The 22037-nt window shown below is 43.7% G+C and carries 18 protein-coding genes; 4 read left to right on the forward strand and 14 right to left on the reverse strand.

What is annotated here, in order from left to right; genetic code table 11:
* Positions 1-5 precede the first annotated feature (5 nt).
* The 7 genes from ACFYU8_RS17235 to ACFYU8_RS17265 all read right to left on the reverse strand — a co-directional run bounded on the left by ACFYU8_RS17235 (position 6) and on the right by ACFYU8_RS17265 (position 6884).
* Positions 6-533 (reverse strand): hypothetical protein, encoded by a 528-nt coding sequence (locus ACFYU8_RS17235; protein WP_390301241.1) that lies wholly within the window; start codon positions 531-533, stop codon positions 6-8.
* Entirely contained in the window at positions 514-2298 is a 1785-nt protein-coding gene (locus ACFYU8_RS17240) for a sensor histidine kinase (RefSeq protein ID WP_390301239.1), read from the reverse strand. The genes ACFYU8_RS17235 and ACFYU8_RS17240 overlap by 20 nt, the downstream gene beginning before the upstream one ends.
* Positions 2295-2975, reverse strand: coding sequence for a response regulator transcription factor (locus ACFYU8_RS17245; protein WP_017251702.1), 681 nt, complete (start codon positions 2973-2975; stop codon positions 2295-2297). The genes ACFYU8_RS17240 and ACFYU8_RS17245 overlap by 4 nt, the downstream gene beginning before the upstream one ends.
* A gap of 264 nt (positions 2976-3239) precedes the next feature.
* Positions 3240-5810, reverse strand: coding sequence for a winged helix-turn-helix domain-containing protein (locus ACFYU8_RS17250; RefSeq protein WP_390301235.1), 2571 nt, complete (start codon positions 5808-5810; stop codon positions 3240-3242).
* A gap of 240 nt (positions 5811-6050) precedes the next feature.
* A complete protein-coding gene (locus ACFYU8_RS17255) occupies positions 6051-6296 on the reverse strand; it encodes a hypothetical protein (RefSeq protein WP_391365901.1) in 246 nt (81 codons plus the stop codon).
* Positions 6223-6678, reverse strand: a complete 456-nt coding sequence (locus tag ACFYU8_RS17260) for a hypothetical protein (RefSeq protein ID WP_390301232.1) — start codon at positions 6676-6678, stop codon at positions 6223-6225. The genes ACFYU8_RS17255 and ACFYU8_RS17260 overlap by 74 nt, the downstream gene beginning before the upstream one ends.
* On the reverse strand, positions 6675-6884 hold the full coding sequence (locus ACFYU8_RS17265; RefSeq protein WP_390301229.1) for a hypothetical protein: 210 nt from the start codon (positions 6882-6884) through the stop codon (positions 6675-6677). The genes ACFYU8_RS17260 and ACFYU8_RS17265 overlap by 4 nt, the downstream gene beginning before the upstream one ends.
* A gap of 137 nt (positions 6885-7021) precedes the next feature.
* Between ACFYU8_RS17265 and ACFYU8_RS17270 the strand changes: the two genes are divergently transcribed.
* Positions 7022-8095, forward strand: a complete 1074-nt coding sequence (locus tag ACFYU8_RS17270) for an RDD family protein (protein WP_390301226.1) — start codon at positions 7022-7024, stop codon at positions 8093-8095.
* A gap of 332 nt (positions 8096-8427) precedes the next feature.
* Here ACFYU8_RS17270 and ACFYU8_RS17275 read toward each other — a convergent pair whose 3' ends face one another.
* From ACFYU8_RS17275 to brnQ, 4 genes are all read right to left on the reverse strand, one after another.
* A complete protein-coding gene (locus ACFYU8_RS17275) occupies positions 8428-10749 on the reverse strand; it encodes a S9 family peptidase (RefSeq protein ID WP_390301223.1) in 2322 nt (773 codons plus the stop codon).
* 197 nt (positions 10750-10946) lie between these two features.
* A complete protein-coding gene (locus ACFYU8_RS17280; RefSeq protein WP_390301220.1) occupies positions 10947-12548 on the reverse strand; it encodes a sensor domain-containing diguanylate cyclase in 1602 nt (533 codons plus the stop codon).
* 428 nt (positions 12549-12976) lie between these two features.
* Positions 12977-13630 carry a 2OG-Fe(II) oxygenase gene (locus ACFYU8_RS17285; protein WP_390301351.1) on the reverse strand — a complete coding sequence of 218 codons (654 nt, stop codon included), beginning with the start codon at positions 13628-13630 and terminating at the stop codon, positions 12977-12979.
* A gap of 197 nt (positions 13631-13827) precedes the next feature.
* A complete protein-coding gene (brnQ, locus tag ACFYU8_RS17290) occupies positions 13828-15174 on the reverse strand; it encodes a branched-chain amino acid transport system II carrier protein (protein WP_390301217.1) in 1347 nt (448 codons plus the stop codon).
* 797 nt (positions 15175-15971) lie between these two features.
* On the opposite strand from brnQ, the gene ACFYU8_RS17295 reads away from it, so the two are divergent.
* The 3 genes from ACFYU8_RS17295 (at position 15972) to ACFYU8_RS17305 (ending at position 19153) form a co-directional block, all read left to right on the forward strand.
* On the forward strand, positions 15972-17450 hold the full coding sequence (locus ACFYU8_RS17295; protein ID WP_390301214.1) for a hypothetical protein: 1479 nt from the start codon (positions 15972-15974) through the stop codon (positions 17448-17450).
* 282 nt (positions 17451-17732) lie between these two features.
* Positions 17733-18362: a DUF2306 domain-containing protein gene (locus tag ACFYU8_RS17300; RefSeq protein WP_390301211.1), complete on the forward strand. Its 630-nt coding sequence runs from the start codon at positions 17733-17735 to the stop codon at positions 18360-18362.
* Between the two features lie 203 nt (positions 18363-18565).
* On the forward strand, positions 18566-19153 hold the full coding sequence (locus ACFYU8_RS17305) for a hypothetical protein (protein ID WP_390301208.1): 588 nt from the start codon (positions 18566-18568) through the stop codon (positions 19151-19153).
* A gap of 695 nt (positions 19154-19848) precedes the next feature.
* On the opposite strand, the gene ACFYU8_RS17310 is transcribed toward ACFYU8_RS17305, so the two are convergent.
* From ACFYU8_RS17310 to ACFYU8_RS17320, 3 genes are all read right to left on the reverse strand, one after another.
* Complete coding sequence (locus tag ACFYU8_RS17310; protein ID WP_390301205.1) at positions 19849-20454, reverse strand: hypothetical protein; 606 nt, start codon at positions 20452-20454, stop codon at positions 19849-19851.
* A gap of 64 nt (positions 20455-20518) precedes the next feature.
* Entirely contained in the window at positions 20519-21583 is a 1065-nt protein-coding gene (locus tag ACFYU8_RS17315) for a ParA family protein (protein ID WP_390301202.1), read from the reverse strand.
* 264 nt (positions 21584-21847) lie between these two features.
* Complete coding sequence (locus tag ACFYU8_RS17320; RefSeq protein WP_390301199.1) at positions 21848-22012, reverse strand: hypothetical protein; 165 nt, start codon at positions 22010-22012, stop codon at positions 21848-21850.
* Positions 22013-22037: the final 25 nt, after the last annotated feature.

Below are 22037 nucleotides of genomic sequence, written 5' to 3' on the forward strand. Positions count from 1 at the left end.
TCGCGTTATTTAAGGGTTAGCTCCTTCTCCCATGTCTTTTCATTGCCCTGCTCATTTTGAAAGACCAAGATCAATTTCCCCTTTTCCCCCTTCAACTCATCCTTATAAAAGAAACCGGTGAACTGTCCATTGCCACTGATATAAAAGCCATTCCCACCAGGGATACCTTCTCTGTCGTTTTTGATCGCTTCCTCTATCGTGCTTACGATGTCAGTTTTCTCAGACTTCCACTGCATGCTAGCTAACGAATAGCCGGCAGGTACGTGTTCGATAAAGAAATCGAAGCTATTCCCCTCGATGGGTTTCGGTTCCTGGTCGACCACGACGAGAATTTCTTTTTCCTGCTGTTCTGCGGCCATCTCTTGTGCAACGTTCTCCGGTTGTTTCTCCTTGTTTTCTTTGTTTTCCTGAGGAACTTGCGGCGGCACTTGACCAGTCGATTCTGAAGGAAGCGGTGTGCCACAAGCACTAGTAACGAGCGATAGGACCAATACAGCCAGTAAGCTTTTCATTTTATTCTTTTTCAGATTCATTGTCATTTCCACCTTTATTTTCATTTTCAACCAACGTGAAGGAAAAAGCGACTCCATTCACGGTATTTTCCGCACCATAATCACTGCCATGCAGATCGAGGATATGTTTACAGATCGCCAATCCGAGACCCGTGCCGCCAGATTTCCGCCAGCGAGAGCTATCTACTCGATAAAATTGCTCCCATATCCGCGTTAGTTGATCGTCTGGGATGTGCGCTCCTTCATTTTCGATTCGAAACCGGATGCACTCCCGCTCGCGGGCCCCCGTAATCCGAATCTCACTTGATGGATTGGCGTGCCGAACTGCATTGCCGAGCAAATTCACGATCACTTGCTCGATACGTCTTGGATCTGCCCATACGTTGTTCTCTTCAGGTAAGGCGAGCCATAGTCGTACCTGCTTGTTTGCCAGCTGTAGTTGAAAGGAAGCGGCTACACGATCTATTACTTCCGATACGGGAAACGATTGTCTACGAAGCAAAATGGCTTTGGCTTCGAATTTGGACAACTCCAGCATATCCATAATGAGCTCGTTCATCTTGTCGACTTCGCTTAAAATGACGTCCATGTATCGCTCCCGCTTTTCATGTGCGACATCATCTTTTAACCCTTCCGCAAAGCCCTTCACAATGCCAAGCGGGGTCTTGAGTTCATGAGAGATGTTTGCAATCAATTCCTTGCGAAGCTGCTCCATTTTTTCCTTATGCTCTAGATCCTCGCGAAGAGTGACGTTGGCACTCGTCAGGTCTTTTAATGTCTGATCCAGCTTGCCAGCTAACGTATTCAGATGGCGAGAGAGCTCACCGAATTCATCCTGAGAATGAATCGAAGCAAGTTCTGTGAAGTCCAGATTAGCCATGCGTGAAGCGGAATGACTCAGCGTAACTAATGGTTTCGTGATGATCTTCGAAAAGACAAAGGACAGCAGCAGTAAGATGACGAGGATGACTGGCGTCGCGTATAAGGAATAGCTGGTCAGCATACTTACCGCATCGCTCACTGGTTGCAACGTCGTCACTGCCAGCATGTAATTCGCCCCGCCCTGATGGGAGAACCGATGAATCACGATGGCATAGTTTACACCACTCCACGGATCAGTCCACTTCCGCTGGATGAATGATCCGCTTTTCATCTGTGCAATCTCGTCGTATTGCTGCGTCAGCCATGGGTCGATTTGATCCGCTACGAGAGAATCCTGATAAAAAGGGTTATGTGCCCGCTGCTGACTAGGCAGCATGAGTTCAGAAATAACAGCCGTAACCCGGGTTAGTCCATTTTCGGACACATTTGTGGATGGTCTTTGCCTTGCAATCCGAATCGGCTTCATGATCGTATCGTTCTCATCCATATAGATTCCGTCGATGGTAATCGTGTCTCCAACATGGAGTCCTTCAGGAAGATCGGTGCTTTCCATTTCTTTTAGCGGTAAGGTAATCACTTGATTTTTATTTGCTACTTTTATTTCTAGAAAATAGGGGGCGAGATTCAATTGCCTGAGCTGCTCATCTACGATCGCGATGCTGGCATCTGTGCGATTCATCAATGTACCCACCAGCTTATCCAGCTTGTGCTTGTCGGGAGGGAGTTTGGCGTACTCATCAGGGAAAGATGCCATTGCTTGCGAGAGCTCGCTTACTTTCTCATTTAAATAAAAGCGCTCAAAGAAAAACTTTTCCCCTATCAATATCAAAGCGTAGAGCAAAAAGACAAAAACAAAAGTGGCGGCAAATAATTTTGTCACAACGTTTAGTCGAAGGCGTTTCATCGTTTTGCCTCAAACTTATATCCAAAACGGATCATCGTCTGAATCAGATGCTGCTCTGTATCCAGCTTGGCACGCAATTTTTTCACGTGGGTATCAACGGTGCGATGGTCGCCAAAGTAGTCCATCCCCCAAACCCCATTCAATATGCTATCTCGGGACAAGACCGTCCCTTCATGCTTGATGAAGAACAGAAGCAGCTCATACTCTTTTGGTGTCAATGAGATCGGGACGCCTGCAATCGTAACGGTGTGAGCTCGTTTGTTTACCGTCAATGCTCCAAACTGAGCGATATCATCTCCCCTCCCGATGCTCCCCTCTGCCCTTTTCATCAGAGCTTTGGCACGGGCCACTAATACTTTTGGGCTAAACGGTTTGGTGACATATTCGTCCGCGCCAAGCTCGAAACCCATCAACTGGTCATCGTCGTCTACTCTTGCTGTAATGATCATGATGGGAATGTCGGATTGTTGGCGGATTTTTCTGCACACCGACCAGCCATCCATCTCGGGCATCATAATATCTAGCACAACTAAATCGACAGGGTGCAGAGCAAAAAGCTCCATCGCCATTTTACCGTGCTGCGCTTCGTACACTTCCCAAGCTTCTTTTTTAAAATAATCCGATACAAATTCACGTATGAGCTCGTCGTCCTCTACGAGTAACACTTTCCGTTTCATTTCCGCACTCCTTACTCGTGGTTGTGCATTTATTGCATAGATTATCAGTTTATCGTGAAATTTACGAATCCATCTCTCACCGTCACCATTCCTATGGCCGCCAACCTTGTTTTTACAAGATGAGTATAGATGGCTGATGTGACCGTTGTGTGTACATGAGATGGATTTGCAAAGAAAACAAACACCCGAATATGTCTCCCTACATGCAAAACGAGCCTTAGAATCGATTCTAGAGGCTCGTTTTGCTTTAAAGGCGGGGTGATTCTAATTGTCGATCTCACTTTCTCTTAATCTGACGATGGCTTGTGCCCGATTTTTTACCTGGAGCTTGCTAAAAATTTGATGCACATGCCCTTTTACCGTCCCCAGTGTGAGATGCAGCTTGTCCGCAATCTCCGAATTGGATAATCCCTCACCGATCAGTGCCAGTACTTCCGACTCTCTTTCCGTCAGTTTTTCCAATGCAGGGGATACACGGATTTGAATATCAAGCGCAGGAAATTCCTTCTCCACGCTTTTGAGCAGCATAGAGAGATAAACCATCTCTTGCTTGGATACGTTTTTGCTTTTATAGAGAGAATAGAGCATTTTGGCAACGCCAGGGCCTTCATCCAAAAAGGTTCGTACATAGCCTTCTGGTGCGGCTAACGCCACCGCCATGCGCATACACGCCATCGCTTCATGATGCTGTTTATGGATCATGTATGCTTGGCTGAGCAGAAGAAAGGTTTCAATCCGACTTCCGAGCCGATCCTTCATTTCCGATTCATGCTTGAGGCTGGTGAGCAGCATAATGGCCGCACTGTCGTTTTTTAAATAGATGTACACCCGAGCCAGCGTCATTCGCTCAAACTCATGCCGGGAAGCGACAATATCTACATTCATTTTGGTGTAAGGCTCGGCCCATTTTTCTATTTCTTCCCGGCGATTTTCCTCGATCCATAAGCGGACGCGGAATGTTTCTACAAAAGACATCCAATGGGGAGGCGCATCGTGCTGGCGGCATAGCGCAGTGATTTCCTCCATCGCCAGCCACATCTCGTCGTTACGGTGCTCTGCTCTTCTCCATCGGGCCAACGTCAAATACACAGGGACCAATACGCCAAAGTTCAAGGAGATGGTGCCTAACTGGATTGCTCGTGGTACGAAATATTTCAACTGCTCAAAATCATTTTGCTCAAAATAAAGCTCGGCCATCACGATGGAACCGTAGGCCAATATGCCAAGGCCACTATGCTTCCAGATCGCCCTTAGTTTTGGGTAGTATTCATTCACGTTGGACAAATACCCGCTCAAGGCCACACGACTGCGCAGCACGTACGGCTCATCTGAATTCAACTCTATGCCGACGATGAAGTAGCGGCTGAATTTCGGCTTCATTTGAACAGATTCTTCCATATATTTAAGAGAAAGGTCTACATTTCTTCGCATCACTTCGATATATCCCCGAAGCACACACATTTCCACTCGACAGTCGTCAAAGCTCCCATGATTGATTCGCGTCGCTTCGTCAGCCAATTGAAGGAGGATTTCCGCCTGATCGATTTCGTTGGACACAGCATGCAGCCAGGCAAAAGCAATGCACAGCTCGGGGTTGCTTTCCAACCAAGTCTTTTCAAAGTATTTCATCCATCTGCGCAGTGTAATATTTTCGTACTGTTTCAGCATCCACGGCGCATATGCAACGATCAGACGGCTCGAACGGGTCCAATCTTTTCCAAGAAGCGCATGCTCAATCGCCTCCATTACCCATCCGTGCCTTTCAAACCAACAGCTTGCTGAGATATGTAGGGCAGGAAGCAATTCATTATATGTTTTCCTTACATGGGAAAGCAGAAGATCTGCGAACAAATGGTGATAACGATACCACTCATTTACGCCATCCAGCGCGATGACGAAAGAATTCGTTCTCTCCAGCATGCGAAGGATGTCATGAGCGTCCGACTCTCCGGTAACTGCAGCGCATAAATCTCCTGTCAGACGCGGAAGTATAGACGTTTTCAGTAAAAACATCTGTACCGTTTCAGGCAGTCGTTTCAATACTTCTTCCGTCAAATAGTCCCCGACATACTTGTCGTTACCGGAAAAATGATGAATGACCATAGATGCTTCGGGCTTTCCTTGCATAGACAAGGCTGCTAACTGCAAACCTGCCACCCATCCCTCCGTTCGTTTGCTCAACAAGCCAATGTCTTGTTCTGACAAACCAAGACCCAATTGGTCGCAGAATAAGCGCCGGCACTCCTCCTCGTTGAACCGAAGAGTGTCTGAGCCCAGTTGCTTCAACTGTTTCCGAACGCGTAGACGATGTAGGGCGAAGGGAGGTTCCTCCCGTGTAATCAGGATGACATGCATGTATAAGGAAGCATGCTGGATCAGTGTCTGCAATCCTTCATGAATGGAAGGCTCCTTTATGAGATGATAATCGTCCAATACTAGATAAAAATCACTTTCAAACCCTGCAATTTCTTCGAGTAGCAAAGACATCAACTGTTCAGCAGAGGCCGTGTACTGTGGGTGAAGCACCGAGGAAGATTCCTTACCCAGGCCTTTCTGTGCCGTATCAATTGCGCTAGCAAAATATCGCCAAAACCGCACGGGATCATTATCTGATCCATCCAGGGAGATCCAACCGGAGGGTTTGCCGGAGCTTTGCGTCCATTGACTGACTGCTGTCGTTTTACCGAAACCGGCAGGCGCACATACGAGAATTAATCTTGCAGCGCCAGCATCATCGATTTCTTTCACTATCTGATGCCGAAGCAACAAGTCTGAACTATACTTTGGAACATGAAGCTTGGTTGCGATTAGTGGACTGTACGTTAATAAATCCATACGCATCTCCTGCCTAGAAGTAAAGTGACATTCATGAAGGAAACATGGAAAGTAGCCTTACTATCGATGACCTGAAGCACAGTGAGGTTGGCTATCGAGGAAAAAGAGCTCATATAAAGATAGGAAATATTGCTCAGATTAAAGATACAGCAAAGTGATCCCTGAGTGGATATTTTTTTTATGAACGGTGCATCCAAACAGAGAAAAACCCGACCGTTGCATTGGCGGGTTTACCTTGAGTCATCTAAGCATTCTGTTGATTCGTCTGTCTTCTATCGCGACTTTTTTACTGTACAGCCTTTTATCCTGTTTGAGTTGCAGCACCTTCGCACACTGGTGCGCCTTTTTCAAAACGTTACTGCTGTAGTTGTTTGTTGATTTCAACATCTGATCGGCCCAGCGGTACGCTTCTCTAGCCAAAGACTCGTTGCTGTCCTTCGCCTTCAAGCTGATATCCAACAAGGTCTCGCTCAAGCTTCTGCCCAAACCGGCGCTCCTCCAGGAGGAAAATAGCTTGAGCTGCGCGATAATACAGCAGAGAATAATTCCTTTTGTCAGAGCCCAACTGCTCCTCTAGTTTCTCTAGTAATTTTCTTGCTTCTGCCATGTTACCAAAATCAATTGCTCTGTCCATTAATGTACTCAAGGATTCATCCTCGATATTGGCGGGATAGTTCCTGGCCTTGGATTGAAACCATCGCTCCATATGTTCAGCCGTATACATCGTTTCCAGCTCCTCTTTCTTTTCTTGAAAGAAAGGGCTGATTCGGTACAGATCATTCTCTTTGATATACTTGATCGCCTCTTCAATCCCCGCCGAAATGATATACTCCGTATCAAAACCATAGTAGGTATCAAAATTGCTCAATTTTTCCAGCTCAAATAGTGCAGGAACTCCTTGTCTGCTTCTGTCACAGTCTGATCGTATTGAAGCTGTATGATCAGTGCGTATCTTTTCAGCCCGTTCTTGTCATAACCATATACATCCTTACATTTGCTATATACAAAAGAGCTCCAGAGGTCTTTTGTATGTTTGATCAATGGCAATTGCTCTGGTATTTGGTGGATTTCCATATGCTATTCTCCTCTCCCCGTAAATGGGATGGCAGCGCCTTACTCATTTTTTCCCATTCTAATCGTATAAAATTGACAATACAATTTTCAAAGTGGTTAAATGTAATATGTTTACATTTTTCAGGAGGTGCACAAAATTGGAGCAACAACCACCATTATCATCGATACCCACAGAGTTTTCTCCCCTTGCCCAACAAGAGCCACCAAAAAACATGGGGGATTTATCGAAATCGTACGACAGGGCGACGATTTTTTTCACGAGATGGGGAGCCCATGTTCTTGATCATATTCTTCTCGCTTGTTTTCTAGTCGGATTGCTCTCCCTTGGGGTTTCGATCGATAAAAACGCCAACGGACTCTATTTCTTCATCCTAGCCGCTATTATCCTTTCTTCTTACTATGTTCTGTTAGAAGGACTCACCGGATATACGATCGGAAAATTTACATTCCGCATCATTGCTGTCAATGCGGAAGGACGACCACCGGGGTTGTGGAAATCATTCATCCGTTCCATCATTCGTCTATTCGAAGCGAATGCATTTCTTCTAGGCGGGTTGCCGGCCGGTATCAGTGTGTTGGCTTCGGACAAAAGACAGCGGTTAGGCGATCTAGCAGCGAATACATACGTCGTGAAAGTGAAAGATCTGAACAACGTCAACAAGAAACAAACAACCGTACTCGCTGTTGCCTTCTCCATCACAGCCGTTTTATCCATCATTGGTATGATTTTTGGGATAATCGATCTCGCATCAAGGACGCCTGCCGAAGAAATCTTCTATGGCAAGGATAAAAAGATTCAAATAACAGCCCCTTCCGATTGGAGCAAGGATTCATCCCTTCACGATGAGGCTGATTTAGAAATCTCCAATCGTTTCAGCGAAAAGTATGTATTGGTACTGTCAGAATCGAAACAGGATCTAGACAGTTCGTTCACGCTTCAAGATTATGCCCAAGTCATTGAAGCAAACCTTCAAGAAGCAGTAGAAAATGTATCCGTTGATAAACAGATTCGTACTGTAGTCGACAACCAGGTGGCCATCCAATTCAATGCCAAAGGTGAAATAGACGGTATTAAGGTCGCTTATATTGTGACATTGGTCGAAACGCCTACACATTTTCATCAAATCATGGCTTGGACAGAAGAAAAAAGGTTTGATTCCCTCAAGCAAGAGTTGCAGAAGATCAGTGCAAGTTTTCGCGAGGTAAAATAGCGACTGAACACAGAAAGCCACCTAATATACGAATCATGTGGCAAATAAGGTTGACCATCTCGCTGACAAAATTTCCTTTGCAGTGGATATGATAGCCAATGCAGCGAATAAGCGCCAAATTGACGATGGAAGGAGGTTCTACTTTTGTAGAGCCTCTTTTATTTTTGCGGCGCTGCATGGGTTAAGAATTGCTCCATGACCTGATTGAATTTCTCGTCATGCTCCCAAAACATCATATGTCCTCCGAGAACTTCTATCACGGATTGAGGAAAAGAGGAGCTCTTCTCAGGGCTCCTCTTCGCACAGTCTGCTAACAAAACTCTCCTCTCACGCTACCTCTCTACCGGCTCTTTATCATTGGCCTTTTTGTTGGCGATTTGATTCCCCCACGGAGGTTCTGCTCTCATCAAGTGCCGTACAAAATACTCCCATTTTCTGCGCAGAAAGTACGGTTCCATAGAAAAACCGTGATGTCGGTTGGGCAAAAGCAGCATGTCAATATCTTTATCCGCTTTAATCAGCGCATCCGCCAACCGAATCGTTTGGGAAGGATGCACATTTTCATCCAAATCTCCGCTCACCAGTAAGAGCTTTCCTGTCAGATTGGCTGCCAGATGTGCATTGTCTTGATCCCTGTAGAGGTCCGGGGCATACAGACCTTGATAGCGTTCTGCCCATGCTGCTATATACAGCCGTTGATCATGATTCCCACACGCGGAAACCGCAGCCTTGTAAAACTCAGGGAATGAGAGCATGGCCCTTGCCGAAGCGTAGCCTCCCCCTGACGAGCCCCAAATGCCTACCCGATCAACATCCACATACGGATAGCGCTCAGCCAATTGCCTTACCGCTGTCACATGGTCAAGCAAACCTCCTGCTTCCTCCAATTTCCCATTTGAAATGTCATGGAACCATTTGGAACGATAAGGTGTTCCCATTCCATCTAGGATCAATACGATAAAACCCAACTGCGCCAATGATTGTCCACCACCCAGCGGGTCATGATTTCTGCCGGGATCGAGCGCGAACGCTTTAGGCGTATTGATGATCTGTGGTCCCCCGTAAATGTAATCCACAACCGGATACTTGCGTGAAGGATCAAACGGGAATGGACGCAGCATCACTCCATAAAGATCGGTGACACCGTCCCGTGCTTTGACGGTAATCCTTTCTGGAATTTGGAACCCCATCTCGAGCAGCATCTCCACATCAGCGTGCTCCAATTCGCGAATCAGACTGCCATCTACTGAGCGGAGAACAGAAACAGGCGGCAAATCAACTCGCGAAAACGTATCGACGAAATACTTCATAGTGGGAGAAAACATAACATCATGCTCTGCATCTTCTGGCGTCAGCAACGACAAACCGGTTCCATCCAGGCGAACGCGATACAGGTGTTGATAATAAGGATCGCGCCCTTCCTCACGCCCCCCTCCGGTGATATACACCCATCCCTGCTGCTCGTCCACTGCCATCAGCCTACGTACCGTCCAGGAACCCGATGTGATTGGATTGCGAATCTCCCCCGTTTTGCCATCGCAATGGTAGAGGTGGCTCCACCCATCACGCTCTGAATGCCAGATGAACGAACCATCGGCTAATAACCGGATATTGGGATTGGATGCTCCAAGATTATGCAGGTCTTGGTTCAAAAACGTATCGCTATGTTCCCGCAGTAGTGTGCAAACCTCACCGGAGCAAGGATCAGCTACGGAAAAATCGACAGAGCGGGCATCACGGGACATCCGGGTGATATATACCTGTTTACTGTCGGATGACCATCCGGCCATTTGCATCCCCGGCGTGAGGGGGGAGACTGGACATGCCTGTAAAGGCTCGCTTTCAATCCGGACGGTGGTTCGCCTTTCCAGATCACAGATAACCAACTCTGCCAACGGTACATGTTGATCGCCAACCAGTGGATAACGGTACGAGTGCAGTACCGGTCTGACTCCTTCCCCATTTGGAACCGATTGAATCAGATGCATATTTCGCACTTTTCTTTGGTCAAGCTGATGGGTCAACAGCATCTTGGAATCGGGTGACCAAATGGCCACTGGAGGGAGCTTAATGTTTGCCAATCGCTCCGCCACGGTCGAGAGTCGACATTCCGGTTGGGTACCGTAATCATAGTAAGCCTTGCCGTCGCGGGTTAGCCTGATACGCTTTCCGGTTTCGAGTGACCGAACATACAAATTGTGATCATATACGAACGCCACCCACTTTCCATCTGGAGACGGCAGTTCATCCGCCGATGTCTTAATAACCTTATCTATCGGCTTGCAGCTGTATTCCTCTAAATCACAGTTCCAAACAGTACCTCCCACCTCAAACTGGATCGCCGATTTATTCTCGGTAAACATAAGTTCCCCAAGTGGCAATGTTTCTGCGCTGTAAATTTCGCCTGAACATTCTGACAAAGATATAGCTAATCGTGCGTGGTCGAATGCGAGCTGACTCGTATTCTGTTCAGCATCCACGATAACATATTGCCTGCCACTACCCTTTTCCAGACGGATTTCACGGATGTACCAAAACCGATTCCCACTGATCCAGCTTGGCCTGACAACAAAATTGAATACTGCGTCGTAATAATTGGCGGGATGCAAGCGTTTTGCCCTCTCATACTGTCCCTTCATGACAACATTTTCCATTTTAATCCCCCTCTTTCAAAGTGAGATACAAGAATCATGTGCTTCACATTTGTGAGCGAAAGAATTTTCCTTAATTATCCATTTGTTTCATGCATATGTAAAACCCGAGATAATATATCTCCGAATTTACTTTTTTAGCACCTGCGCAGAAAATCTTTCTTTCACAAAGAAAGAGGCGATCTCTCGCCTCCTCGCTCTTAACACGGCGATCTCACTTCCGCTATCACTGTTTGGTTTCTACCCGATCTCTTCGCCTTGTACATGGCCTCGTCAGCTACATGCATCAGATCTTCAGCCGAAACAGCATGGGAAGGATAGTGCGCAATGCCTTGTGACACGGTTAGTGGCTGCCCGATTGGATTTGTACTTGTTTCTAAGGCATGGCGTATTCGTTCGGCTACCTGATAGGCCTCCTCCAAGCCAGTATGGGCAACAAGGACAACAAATTCCTCACCGCCAAAGCGACTGCTCACATCTTCGGGCCGAAGTGATGAAGAAATCATTTTTGCAAAATGTTTCAACACCTCATCTCCAGACTGATGACCATACGTGTCATTAATACTTTTAAATCGATCAAGGTCCATCATAATAAGAGAAAAGGGGATTTGCTCCATCATCCATTTTTGCATGGTTTCCTCGAGCGTTCTTCGGTTTGTTAGCCCTGTCAACGGATCTGTTCGCGCATCATGAGCCAACTGATCTGTCTGTTTTTTGATATCGTTTAATGTAAAGCGAATGGCTCGAGTTAACAGCTCAGCCTCTCGATTCCAATGCTGCTTACCTTCCGAGAATTCAACCTCTTCTCTCCCGGCCTTGCTCACAAGGTCGGCCAGGGAAACGAAAGGTCTTGCTACTTTGCGCGCAAGCCCAATCACAACTAGCATTAATAATAGAAAAGGAGGCAGTGTATACAGCAAAACGCGTTGAATATCACGATTTACTTGTTCATAAACAACACTGATATGCGACACGACAACGACACCCCAGTCGTTCTCTGGAACCTTCACGTAGGCGGCCAATTCCGTCTGTCCCCTCAAGTTGACGATCTGTTCATAGCCACTTTGCCCTTGAATGAGCTTGTGTACGGCTGGATTGGCACTGATATCCTCTCCGATCCGACTTGCATCACGATGGAACAACAAATGACCGTCTGATCCTACGATGTAGAAAGATGAACCTAGCTCGTCCGTTGGGTTGCTCCCAAGGATCGTATTTAAAATGTTCTCTTCATGAAGATAAAGCGTTCCTCCGATAAAACCACGGTAGACTCCGTCCTTATCGAAAATAGGCTCGCTAATAAGTACAACGAGACATTTCGAACTTGCAGTAATATATGGTACAGAAATATAGGGCTTTTTTAATGCCAAGACTGTTTTCGCCGCTTCCGTTCTCAAATATGTTCCTGCTGTACCAATTGATTCGGGAGACACACTTCGAACAAGCCCGGTTTCATCCACCACAGTAATCGAATTAAAATAGTTGTTTGTACGACGTATCAATTCAAGCTTTGCATGTATTTCATCTGCATTCATCGTGTGCATATCGGAAAAGATGCTCGCCGAATGCTGTAAGCTACTCCGCATTGATTTTATCAAAGTGTCTATGGTGTGACTCATTTTGAGTGCACTTGTGTGATTTAAGGTCAACGTTGTGTGAATCAGTGCCTGTTTTTGGGATTGATAGAATGAGATCAGGAGAATGGTAACAGTCAGAACAACGGATAAAGAGACTAGTCCTGTCAAAACTGTCACCAGGCTAATCTTTTTCGAGTGGTTTGCTTTTTTTTGTAAGTCAGGCACCGGATGCCCCCTTGTGTTTAGCATGTAGCTAATTATGCAATAAATAAAAAATAGTCTAACACTTGTTAATATTCGTTTCAAGTATATGAGAAGAAGTTCGTGGCTTGCTGTGGGCTTGGGGGTATAAAAAAGCCACCTTTGTCAGGTGGTAGCTTTGTTTATGTAATTTGAGGGATCCGTTACCTAGCCTCATGGCACACTGGCCGAAGCACTGTGAGAACCTCACTGGTCATCCATTTTGTTCGACAAAACCGTCTTCATAACTTCTCGCAATTCCGAATCATCTTTAGGAGAAAGAATCATTGCTTTTAGTATCTTGGAACCCTCAACACTAGCCCAACTGATCTGATATCCTGCTTGTACAGCTAGGCTTCGAATAAACTCGCGCTGAACTCGACCGTTCCCTTCCCGAAATGGATGAAGGACGTTTAGGAGACCCGAAAGGCTTGTCTTCTCATCCACATCGTGGCAACCCACTTTTCCCCATTAACCACTTGGGTCCCTGCATGCAAAGTGAACTCGTTCAATTCTTGATTTCTATAAAAATATTCAAAGTAGACAGCCATGCCTTTAGTAGGAAAAACAGATAAATGAAGCAAAGGAAACACCGTTTCTCCGCCTTCCTCCACATCATTTAAATACATCACGAGCGTACTAATTCGATTGTTCGTACTTGCTCGACTCGTTTCTGCAAAGAAGTCATAATGAGGTTTATATTCTTGACCAGAGGTATATTGTAGAACTTGCAAGCCATCACCATGCTCAATCGGAATATTCATGATTTGAGAGATTCGCTTCTCGATTCTTGTAATCGTCTCCGTCTGCTCGCAGAACACCCCGCTGCTCGTTCTAATAGAATTGACCGCACGATCTTCGCCTGTTTTTGAGCGTTGCAATCGTTCTCTGGAATGTTCGATTAACTCATCGCATTCTTCATCGCTAAGCACATTACCTAATACGACAACCAGCGGTTCCTCATACTTAGCTAGAATTCGAATCTCTCGATCTTCTGTCTTGATCCTATTTCCCCGATGATCAAAAATCGTCCGTTCTTTCTCTGTCGTATACCCGTTCATGGTTATGCACCCCATATATATGACATCCATCACGAAAAATAGAATACCATAAAATGGTTATTTATATGCAAATGACTTCAGAAAAATTAAAATATTTTTAACGATGTACTTTTACAGTTCTTATATCTTACATCTTACATGACCAAAAACCCGTCTCCCTATATTAAGAGACGGGTTTTGTTGTATCTCCCTGCTTTCCTGATTCATGCCTCACTTTGTTTTTGAACGCGGTACATATTCTTCCGGAATACACTGATCATGTATCCGCATACCGCCCCTATAAGAGAGGGTAGCAGCCAGCCCAAACCTACCTCATACAACGGAAGGTACTGAGTGAAATAATGATGGACAACACTGTTGTCTACTCCGGCTGCCTTTAAGCCATCAAACAGACTAATCAGAAAAGTGAAAAGTAAACTTCCTTGATACACTTCTGGACTGCCCTTGAATGTTTTGTGCAGAAACGTCAAGAAGAGTAACGAGATCGCAATCGGGTACATGGTCATTAAGATCGGAACGGAGACCTTAATGAGTTGTGTTAATCCAATATTGGCAACGAGTGTACTGAAAACAGACAAAATAACCGCAAATTTTTTATAAGAGATCTTCGGAAGCAATGCATGAAAAAAAGATGAGCAGGCTGTAATAAGCCCTACACTTGTAGTCAAACATGCCACTGTAATCATTAATCCCAATAAAATACCACCATAAGAACCAAAGTAGTAATTCGAAACTTTCGCCAAAACTTCAGCGCCATTTTCTAAGTGGCCCAACTTTTCGACACTAGAGGCACCCATAAAGGAAAGTGCGGTATAGAAAAGAGCGAGAAGTAAACCCGCTATCATTGTTGCTTTTGAGCACGTAGCCAAAACTTGTTTTTTGGCAGTAACCCCTTTTTCTTTAATCGCATTCACGATAATCATTCCGAAAACAAAAGCGACAAGAGCATCCAACGTCAAATACCCTTCTTGAAAACCCTTGAAAAATACATGGGATGTGTAATCTGCTTGCGGGGCTTGAAGGGCTCCAATTGGAAAAACTATAGCAGTTACTGCAATAATTCCGATAAAAGCTAATTTAATAGGAGTTAAGATTTTTCCGACTACATGGATAATTTTCACAGGATTGAGCGATAAGAAGCAGGCAATTGCGAAAAACAGGATGGTGAATAGAATCAGCGGTGCCGAACCTGCCTGTTCTGTTAGGAAAGGCTTTATCCCAATATCAAACGATACATTGCCGGATCTTGGTATCGCAAAAAACGGACCGATTGCTAGATAAAGAACAATCGTGAAAACAATTCCGAATACGGGATGTACGCGACTGGCTAAAGAGCGCAAGTCGTCTTCTCCCGAGTAAACAAGTGCTGTGATCGCCAGCAAAGGTAACCCAACACCTGTAACTAAAAAACCAGCATTGGCTATCCATACATTTGTTCCTGCTAATTGGCCAAGCATTGGCGGGAAAATTAAATTACCTGCTCCAAAAAACAAAGCAAATAACATGAACCCTATCGTAACTACAAAAGAAACTGGCGCTTTCTGTGACACAACAATCCTCCTAATTGTGCTATATCTCTCATTCATAAATGTTCATTCAGTTGATTGCTTACCCAACCCCAATTTATTCATTCTGATACTATACTCTAAATAAACATTCTGTTCAAACACATAGAACTCAAAATACTACCCGCAAAAGAAAGAATTATCTTTCTCTTCCAACTATAGAGGAGCATGACACTCCAATCGATATGGACTCAGGTACTCCATGGTTGCCGGAAATCAAGCTTACATCCCTGATGAAGTATACTACAAGCACCCCCAATGTGCAGCAGGAAGTACCTTCCTTGGATACCTCGCACAATTTATATATTTCAGAAAATATTTATTTTTCTTAACTTGAATTGAATTGGCAATATTCCTTATAATTACAATTAATCCTTTTGTTGATAGGAGAGTACATATAATCCCATTCGATTGGAAAGGAGGTGTACACTCATGAAAAAAATCGTAAAAGTAGCAGTAAATAAGAACAAGCAAGTGCAAGAAATGAAAGCGTTGAAATGGCGCGTAGTTGTTGATGTATGTTTGTAAGAAAGTCAAAAAAGCATGCATGATCACCATATATAAAATTTGGGAAGGACGGGATTACCCATGAAAAAAGTAGTGAAAGCACAACTGTCTAATAATCAAAACGTTCAAGAAATGAAATTGCTTTTCCATCCAATTATGACACTTGCATGTAAAAAGTAATCGATTGTTCAAGAGCACCTCGTGTGCTCTTGAATTTTTTGTAAAAAGTTCTCGCTTTCTAGGCAGTAAGCAAACATGACGGGATGGTGCAGTTTATGAATCAAGCGGATTTGTTGGAAAGATATCATCAGTTGAGAGAGCTTGCCGAGGACGCAGACGCATGGCTAGAATCAGAGATCGGTTCCGATCTTTGGGTGGATGGAATTAACGTATTTTTAACGGTATCACCAGAGGATTTTATTGAGGGACTTGAGAGATTCGAGGATAACTACGGTTTTCAGAACCATGGAATGGTAAGCGATATACGTCAATTTCAACGTTATTGTCGAGAAGCTTCAGCGGATGGTGAATTTCCTTTATATCAGGCTTTATCAGTTGGAATGACCTGGTTAAGTTTACAGCCTCAAATAAACGGCGGCTATTTCAACTTGCCTGTTCAAATTACCAATCACTCCATCGCTTTGTTGTTAAGCCCAACCTATTTAGCTGTTTGGGCACATAGTTACAATGAGGGGATTGGATTATACTTAGATTTACACTCGTCGCTACCAACGTTATTCCGACCAGAGCATGGACGGATCTATCAAAATGCAGGCTCGTATTTGGAGGGAAATCACATCAAGTTCCCTTTTCAAAATTACTTCCACGAAATTGCTCATATCCTATTCTTCCATGACGTCTATCAACGTGTACTGGGGAGCGAAGAGGAATGCAGAAGCTACTGGACACATATCGAAGCATGCATTTATGGTCTGGAGGAGCAGCTGCTCGCTGAAATGATGGAAGTGCAACCAGATTTGCATGCCATCGATGATGGATTCGGAAGTAGTAAAGGATTCGAGGATTTTATCTCTTATCGCTTTGGTATTCTTGGTGCTCACGAGGATATGTCGATATCAAAAGATACAGTTCGTACGTACATCAAAAGAAACATGCAATTGGGCGAGGCTAATGAATTCATCCCTGATAATGAGGTAAAAGCAAGGATTCTTGCTAGTCATAAGCTAGATGAGGAACGATTACAAGAGCTCGATAATCATTGCAAGTCATTTGCTACTGCATTGCAGGTACATAGCTTGTGGGGGATCAAAAGCTATCAACGAAATTCGATTCCTGCATATCGTGAAGTGGTAGAGTTACTCCCTCCTGATGCGTACTGCCTGCAAAAACTCGAAGAATCTATGCGACCAGATTCATGGGGTACATTAGAGGATTTGTTATCGAAAAATCCGTTTGTTGAGATATGCTCCCAAACACGAGAAAAGAATATTCAAGTATGGAACTGGCGCGATACCATGTCTCGCTTGGCAGAAATGCGCGGATATTTGGCAAACGCTAATGAACCTGGTTATGGTGAGACCAATCAAGAGCTATTTGAGGTAGCAAATCGTTTAGCTAGAGTAATTCACGAGAAGAAACAAAAAGAGGCCCCGGAAGAGCAGCATGAAAGCCAGTACGCTGACATGAAACGAGAAATTAACGAATCATTAGACCGATTGCCTAACGTGGCAGTACGCGATCATTTGCACAATCTTCTCTCCAAGCCCTATTACTTTGTGTTAGAGCCTAATTAATAGCTGATGATGCGTCAAAGACCGGCGATGTTTACTATGTTGGTCTTTGTTTTTTTATGCCATGAACGAGATTTGTGATCTAGCCAGAGCCAGTACTTGCTATTTTCCTAGATCAATTCCATTACTTCCCTCTTTACTCCCCATCAACTGTTGGAACCTTATTCCCATTTTTCGTTATGACGTTCAGTTTTTATCCTTTTTTTAGAAATCGTTTAGGGTTTGTTTTGAACTTGCGTTTAGGATGGGGGTGAGACAAATTATTCAGAGGGGAGAGGTTTTTGCATGCTTGAGAAACTTCCTAAAATTTGGTGGGGATTATTTCTTGTATCTGTAGTGGTTATCGTTCCATTTATGGCTCCCTATTTTACATTAGACCCTGCAAACAGTCGCATAACGATTATTTCCGGCACTGTTCAATATCCTTTATTAGTTGCTCATATCGCTTCTGCTTTCATTGCTCTTCTCACTGGTTTTTTCCAGTTTGTCGACCGAATTCGCCTAAAGAAACCAAGAATACATCGTTTTCTTGGGAGGGTTTATGTATACAGTGTGTTTATCAGCGGACTACTCTCTTTAGCAAGTATCTTTTATGCAGAAAATTTCACGAAGGCAACAGCCTTCCTTATCCTATCTTTGGCTTGGCTGTTCACTTGCTGGAAAGGGTATCGTACCGCAATCAACAAGGAATTTGAGGAACACCGAAAATGGATGATTCGCAGTTTTGGAATGACATTAGTTGCCATAAGCGCGCGTCTTTTGGTGCCAGTATTACTCCTTATCTACTATATTTTTCACGATTTTTCTCTTCCGCATGGTATGGAAACCGTCATTGGAGAGGTATTGAATGTAAACATTTGGGCTGGTCTCATTCTTAATTTTGTTATTGTCGAGTGGGCTATATTGAAGAGATAGACTTGCTTAGTCACGCCACATGGGTGATGGAATACAAAAAACGATAGTAAGGCTGTTGTATCTCACAGGGAAAAATAAAGTCTTAGACTAGAGTTGTTGATTTTATGTAAAAATATTGAAAAAACACCAAATGATTTAAGGTTCTTAATAAGACAAAAGCGAATCCTAACAGAAAATATTTCTTATGAGAGGGTGTTTTGTTCATGCTTAAAAAAAGTATGGTTTCTGCTTTAGGTCTACTAGTAGTTACAATGTCTTTATCCATTCCTACCAAGGCTACTGAACTCACAACATCTTCTCAGGAAACGTTACTTCAAAATAATTCAACCGACTCTCGTAAAGTATCAAGAATAACTAGTGTTAATTTTGGAGCTACAAGACAAATTTCAAAATCAACTCCGATTCCTCCAGATTGGGTCATTACAACAGTAATGAGTGACTACTACGTCATCCAATATGTAGGTGGAGCAAGGTTGGGTCAGACAGTACAGACTGCTAGAACGACCCCTATTCCAAAAGACTGGGTGATCACTGTTGCAACGAGTGATTTCTTTGTATGGACGTATGTAGGAGGAGCAAGCTTCGGACATACCATTCAGACCGCAAAAATAACCCAAGTTCCAGAAAACTGGGTGATTACTCTAGCAACTTCGGATTTTTATCAACTGAAGTATGTAGGAGGGGCAAGCTTCGGACAGACCGTACAGACCGCAAAAATTACCCAAATTCCACCAGGCTGGGTCATTACAACTGCTACATCAGACTTTTATATCCTTACTTATAGAGGATAGTGGTAGTCAGAGTAAACATGCATAATGACACCTACTCGTGAGAGCGGGTGTTTTTTCGTTTCATCTGTCATCGCTTAACCTGGACTACTAGTGTGCCCAGCTACTCCAATAGCATTAGGTTTAGTCCAGTATGGGCTGAATCTCTAAAACGATTGTTATATCAGTCTTCCCAATAGAGAGCAGTTCCTCCATAAACGCAAAAAAGCCACCCTCATCAGGTGGCTTCACTTTATGTATTTGGTGGAGGCGTGGGGATTCGAACCCCCGTCCGACCTTAGTGCCCCGCAGGGGTAAAACAGCGATACACGAGCATCTGCGAGCGCAGTCACTCATATAAATTTCGATACCGGATTCGCGGAGTGACGCCTGAACCGTTACCTAGCCTAATTCATCTTCTTCCTCCGGCTCCAGGAGGAAGCCTCCGGCGTATCCCACTAACGTTGAGCGCTAGTCATGCCACATGGGCGATGGAATGGTATCGCCTCACTAGTTATACCAAATTATAGGATGTTGTCATTTCTCTAGGGCAAAGAAAATATATTGCAATTTTCCGTCACATCTTAGGATAAACTGCGAAGTGAACTTGCAACCGTATAATAGCGATTAATATCAGGCAAGTAATCTTCATCACATTAATTCCCCTAGCTTGCCTTTTTACATATGTATCCTTATATGAAAATAAACACCCTAAAAAGTCAAACACCGGAAAATTTATTGATTTGGATCGCCAAGTCAGGAAATTTGTATTTAATATATTCCCCTAACCAAAGATTTTTTTCTCTAATAGTAGTCTTAGGATTTTTGATACCATGTTCAATTGTTTTTAAATTTCTTTCGATTTCGTTTCTCTCTGCTGATGCCAAAAAGTCTATGAAAAACATGCCGTCGTTTTCCTTTAGGATTGGAATATCCGGAGATAATTGCTTCTCTGGGTAAAGTAATTCTATTAAATCTGAGGAAACTAAAATTCTCGGGTTCTTTGCAGCTGTACTCTCAAGTTTATACGCCTCTATTAAGCCTAAACTGAACATAAAACCATCTTGGTAGAAATGCCGTCCGTAGGCAATTCCACCTCTAGATAAGATCCCCTGAGAAAATAAACTACATTGGTATGTCGCGATTATCTTTATAAAATCTAGAAACTTATCTTTGTTAAACTCGGTTGCCATTACAACTGAATCTGAGAATTGAACCAAACTGATTTCAGATTCAGTCAAACTTAAAGTACTCTGATGGACAGCATAAAGCCTTTCAATGTACTTTTCAGTTCCTTCTGGGGCCTCGAGGTCATGTTTTACCATGTTTGAGAATCCTAATAAATCAATGAACGCAACAAAATTCAATTTAGATAGTCCTAGTGACAAACTAGATCAACTCCAAACGTGCCGCAATTTCAGCATATTTCTGTCTGAACCTACTCATACGTGCTACAGCGTCGTTCCAAGTTCCGCCGCCCCATGGAATATGTGATTCTGTAACCAAAGCAGTTTCTTCTCTAATAATTTGAAAAACAGCTTTGCCGCATTCTTGCATTAAAGGTGCTAAACTTCCGAAGTCCGGAACATCCGCTGCAGTAATCATTGTTTTATCCAGCCCTGATGTAAGATCGTGCCACTCTGTAGAATGCTTACTTAAAGCTGGCAAAAGATTATGATGAACATTTTGTGGAATCCTTTCCATCCAGAGTCTAAAGCCCGGTTTAGGCTTGCCATTTAGGATTTTGAACTGCTGTACTGTTGTTCCAAGAAATTTAGGTTTACCATGCCTTATTGGTAGGTTAATACTTTTGAATTGTTCATATACTTGCTGATGTTCTGTAATCCATCTATCAATAATAGTTGAAAGGGTCGTGATTGCCTGAACATTAAATCGATCCGGACAGGTTGGAATAAAGAAGCCATCACAAGCTAAAAAACAGCTTCTGGTTAATGCCCCCGAGCTTGGACCAACATCAATTAAGACATAATCATAATTTCGCTCTTCTCCAATCCTTTTCAGAAAATCTCCTAAAGCAACATAAGTCCTTTTCTCATGCGTTTTTGTTGAAAATCTTTGAATATGTGCTTCTGCCAAAGCGTCTTCTATTGTATTTAAAGACACATCTCCTCTGACTAATTCTAGGTTATCATTTACTTTATTTACAACTACAGAGCTAGTGTCAACAAAAGGAACGGCCCCATCAATTCTAGGCTTCAAAATTTCCAGCAAACTACTACCATAAAGTTCCTTCTCTTCTCCACTCTCCAGCTGTTCTTCATCTAGAGCAGAAATTACCGAGGAAAGTAGAAGTTCAGTAATATTACATTGAGCGTCCGCATCAACCACAAGAACCCTTTTTCCTTCCTCAGCTAAGTAGTGAGCAAGATTAAATATTGTAGTTGTTTTAGCGACTCCACCTTTGTGATTGTAAAATGTAATGATTTTCGCCAACAAAATCTCCTCCTGATATTAGCTGTATATACCTGCTCTATTTCAACTTTAACATTTATTAGCAATAAATAGCAATTTCCTACAAATAGTATTATGCTTATAGACAAACATACCGAAATATTTCATCGTTTGAAGTAATGGAATACGACAATTAAGCAGGCTCCCTGTCATATGGTGGGGAGTTTTTACAGTACTACCACTGACGTATTGTTTTCCTTCGCTCTTTGGCCTGCAGCAGTTCTAAATTATTGGGCTGGCTACGGCTCAACTCGATATACTACTCACCCCTAAGACGTTCAGCACCTGAGCAATACCGCTCCGACTGCAGCCTGTTTTGATACATAGTTCATCAACGGGTGGCATAAGGTGACGACCGACTTGATAATTCCCAATGATCCGTAGTACCTTACGTTCGATGCCAGACAGCATGACGATTTCCTCCTATTAGTGAGAT

The organism is Brevibacillus sp. NPDC003359, from assembly GCF_042878995.1.
Classification (GTDB): Bacteria; Bacillota; Bacilli; order Brevibacillales; family Brevibacillaceae; genus Brevibacillus.